Source organism: Mycobacterium persicum (assembly GCF_002086675.1).
GTDB lineage: Bacteria > Actinomycetota > Actinomycetes > Mycobacteriales > Mycobacteriaceae > Mycobacterium > Mycobacterium persicum.
On record NZ_MVIF01000184.1, the window covers coordinates 1 to 3,991 of the forward strand.

3 protein-coding genes are annotated in these 3,991 nt (G+C 68.9%); all 3 read left to right on the forward strand.

The window, feature by feature from the left end; translation table 11 throughout:
* On the forward strand, nucleotides 1–2,319 hold a 2,319-nt coding region (gene infB, locus BST40_RS27405; RefSeq protein ID WP_083156471.1), incomplete at its 5' end, for a translation initiation factor IF-2.
* Between the two features lie 95 nt (nucleotides 2,320–2,414).
* The gene (rbfA, locus tag BST40_RS27410; RefSeq protein ID WP_075549877.1) at nucleotides 2,415–2,912 is read left to right on the forward strand and encodes a 30S ribosome-binding factor RbfA; all 498 of its coding nucleotides are present in this window, start codon (nucleotides 2,415–2,417) and stop codon (nucleotides 2,910–2,912) included.
* Nucleotides 2,887–3,900: a DHH family phosphoesterase gene (locus BST40_RS27415; RefSeq protein ID WP_075549876.1), complete on the forward strand. Its 1,014-nt coding sequence runs from the start codon at nucleotides 2,887–2,889 to the stop codon at nucleotides 3,898–3,900. Before rbfA ends, BST40_RS27415 begins: the two co-directional genes overlap by 26 nt.
* Nucleotides 3,901–3,991: the final 91 nt, after the last annotated feature.

The window sequence follows — 3,991 nt, forward strand, 5'->3', positions numbered from 1 at the left end:
GGCGCGCGTCCCGGACCGGCTCCCAAGCCCGGCGTCCGGGCCCCGCGTGTCGGCAACAACCCGTTCTCCTCGGCGCAACCGGCCGAACGGCCCATCCCGCGTCCGCCGGCTCCGCGCCCCGGGGCGCCGCGACCTGGGGCACCGCGTCCGGGCGCCTCGCCCGGCAGTATGCCGCCACGTCCCGGCGGTGCGGCCGGTGGGCCACGCCCGCCGCGCACCGGCGCGCCGCGACCCGGCGGCGCCCGGCCCGGTGGCCCCGGTGGCCGTTCCGACGGCGGTGGCGGTAACTACCGCGGCGGCGGCGGCGGTGTGGGTGCCGCGCCCGGGACCGGATTCCGCGGCCGTCCCGGCGGTGGCGGCGGCGGCCCCGGTGGCGGTGGCCGTCCGGGCCAGCGCGGCGGCGCGGCCGGCGCGTTCGGCCGTCCGGGCGGCGCACCCCGGCGTGGCCGCAAGTCCAAGCGGCAGAAGCGCCAGGAATATGACTCGATGCAGGCTCCGGTTGTCGGCGGCGTGCGGTTACCGCACGGCAACGGCGAGACGATCCGGCTGGCCCGCGGTGCGTCACTGTCCGACTTTGCCGAGAAGATCGACGCCAACCCGGCCGCGCTGGTGCAGGCGCTGTTCAACCTCGGCGAGATGGTGACCGCCACCCAGTCGGTCGGCGACGAGACGCTCGAGCTGCTGGGTAGCGAGATGAACTACAACGTCCAGGTGGTCAGCCCCGAGGACGAGGACCGCGAGCTCCTGGAGTCGTTTGACCTCTCCTACGGCGAGGACACCGGAGACGAGACCGATTTGCAGACTCGGCCGCCGGTGGTGACCGTGATGGGCCACGTCGACCACGGTAAGACCCGGCTGCTGGACACCATCCGTAAGGCCAATGTCCGTGAGGGCGAGGCCGGCGGCATCACCCAGCACATCGGGGCCTACCAGGTGGGCGTCGACCTCGACGGCAGTGAGCGGCTGATCACATTCATCGACACCCCGGGTCACGAGGCGTTCACCGCCATGCGTGCCCGCGGCGCCAAAGCCACCGACATCGCCATCCTGGTGGTCGCGGCCGACGACGGTGTGATGCCGCAGACGGTTGAGGCCATCAACCACGCGCAGGCCGCCGACGTGCCGATCGTGGTCGCGGTCAACAAGATCGACAAGGAGGGCGCCGACCCGGCCAAGATCCGGGCTCAGCTCACCGAGTACGGCCTGGTTGCCGAGGACTTCGGCGGCGACACCATGTTCGTCGACATCTCGGCCAAGAACGGCACCAACATCGAACAGCTGTTGGAAGCGGTGCTGCTGACCGCCGACGCCGCTTTGGACCTGCGCGCCAACCCCGACATGGAGGCTCAGGGTGTGGCCATCGAGGCGCACCTGGACCGCGGCCGCGGACCGGTGGCCACGGTGCTGGTGCAGCGCGGCACGCTACGGGTTGGCGACTCGGTGGTCGCCGGCGACGCCTACGGCCGGGTCCGCCGAATGGTCGACGAACACGGCGACGACATCGAAGCGGCACTGCCGTCGCGTCCGGTCCAGGTCATCGGCTTCACCTCGGTGCCCGGGGCCGGCGACAACTTCCTGGTCGTCGACGAGGACCGGATCGCGCGCCAGATCGCCGACCGGCGCAGCGCCCGCAAGCGCAATGCCATGGCCGCACGCAGCCGTAAGCGGATCAGCCTGGAGGACCTGGACTCGGCGCTGAAGGAAACCAGCCAGCTCAACCTGATCCTCAAGGGCGACAACGCCGGTACCGTCGAGGCGCTGGAAGAGGCCCTGATGGGTATTCAGGTGGACGACGAGGTGGCGCTGCGCGTCATCGACCGCGGCGTCGGTGGCATCACCGAGACCAACGTCAACCTGGCCTCGGCCTCCGACGCGATCATCATCGGGTTCAATGTGCGCGCCGAGGGCAAGGCCACCGAGTTGGCCAACCGCGAGGGTGTCGAGATCCGCTACTACTCCGTCATCTACCAGGCGATCGACGAAATCGAGCAGGCGCTGCGCGGCATGCTCAAGCCGATCTACGAGGAGGTCGAGCTGGGTCGTGCCGAGATCCGCGCGTTGTTCCGGTCGTCAAAGGTGGGCCTGATCGCCGGTTGCATGATCACTTCGGGTGTGGTGCGCCGCAACGCCAAGGCCCGGCTGTTGCGGGACAATATCGTGGTCGCCGAGAACCTCTCGATCCAGTCGCTGCGGCGGGAAAAGGACGACGTGACCGAGGTTCGCGAGGGCTTCGAGTGCGGTTTGACGCTCGGCTACTCCGACATCAAGGAAGGCGACGTCATCGAGTCCTACGAGCTGGTTCAAAAGGAACGCTCGTGACCGCCGCCGACGATGCAGTGGGGGCACGGCCCCAGAGGGAGGTACCACCCGCGTGCGGGGGCGGCGAGGCGGTGCAATCGTGACGGGCCGCGCGGATGGCTGACCCGGCACGGGCACGCCGACTGGCCAAACGGATCACCACCATCGTTGCGTCGGCGATCGAGTACGAGATCAAGGATCCGCGACTTGCCGGGGTGACGATCACCGACGCCAAGGTGACCGCGGACCTGCACGACGCGACCGTGTACTACACGCTGATGGGCCCCACGCTGGACGACGAGCCGGACTACGCTGCGGCGGCCGCCGCGCTGGAGCGGGCCAAGGGTGTGCTGCGCACCAAGGTCGGAGCCGGTACCGGGGTGCGTTTCACGCCGACCTTGACGTTTACCCGAGACACCACCTCCGACACGGTGCATCGGATGGAGGAGTTGTTGGCGCGCGCCCGCGCCGCCGACGCCGACTTGGCTCGGGTTCGGCAGGGCGCCAAGCCGGCCGGTGACGCCGACCCGTACCGTGATGGCGGGGCTTCCGGGGGATATGGCGATCGGATCGAGGCTGGGGACACCGGTGACCACGACCGATCGAGGGACTGAGCTGGCCGAGGTACCGAGCTGCCCGGGGGTGCGTGTCGATGCCCTCGGCGCCGTCGAGTTGCTGTCGGCCGCCGCCAGCGTCGCGGTCATTGCCCACGTTCATCCCGACGCTGACGCCATCGGCGCCGGATTGGCGCTGGCCTTGGTGTTGGACAAGTGCGGGAAGCAGGTCGAGGTGAGTTTCGCGGCGCCGGCGACACTGCCGGAGTCGCTGGCGTCGTTGCCGGGGTGCCACTTGCTGGTGAACCCGGATGCGATGTGTCGCGATGTCGATTTGGCCGTGACCGTGGACGTCCCGAGTGTCCGGCGGCTCGGCGGGCTGAGCGACCTGGCCGGTCCCGGTCGGGATGTGCTGGTGATCGACCACCACGCATCCAACGATGCGTTCGGCACCGCGAACTTCATCGATTTGTCGGCAGACTCCACCACGATGATGATCGCCGACCTTCTCGACGCCTGGGGCAAGCCGATCGACGTGGACGTCGCTCATTGCATTTACGCCGGATTGACCACGGACACCGGGTCGTTCCGGTGGGCCAGTGCGCGCGGTTATCGACTGGCGGCGCGCCTGGTCGAGATTGGCGTCGACAATGCGGCCGTCAGCCGGATCCTGATGGACACCCACCCGTTCGAGTGGTTGCCGATGCTGTCGCGGGTGCTGGGCTCGGCGCAATTGGTGTCAGGCGCGGTCGGTGGCCGGGGGCTGGTCTACGTGGTCGTCGACAACCGGGAATTCCTCCGGGCGCGTCAGGAAGAAGTGGAGAGCATTGTCGACATCGTGCGCACCACCCAGCAGGCCGAAGTGGCCGCGGTGCTGAAGGAGGTCGAACCACGACAGTGGTCGGTGTCGATGCGGGCCAAGAAGGACATTGACTTGACGTCCGTCGCCGCGCGGTTCGGTGGCGGTGGCCACCAGCTTGCCGCCGGCTATTCGACCAGCGGCTCGATCGACGATGTTGTGGCGTCACTGCTCGCGGCCCTGGGCTAAGCGCGGGCTAACCCCAATACCGTTCAGTTAAGACTACATGGGTGTAGTTTGTAGGGTATGCCTCGTGCGGGTTGGCGCAAGCCTGAGTCGG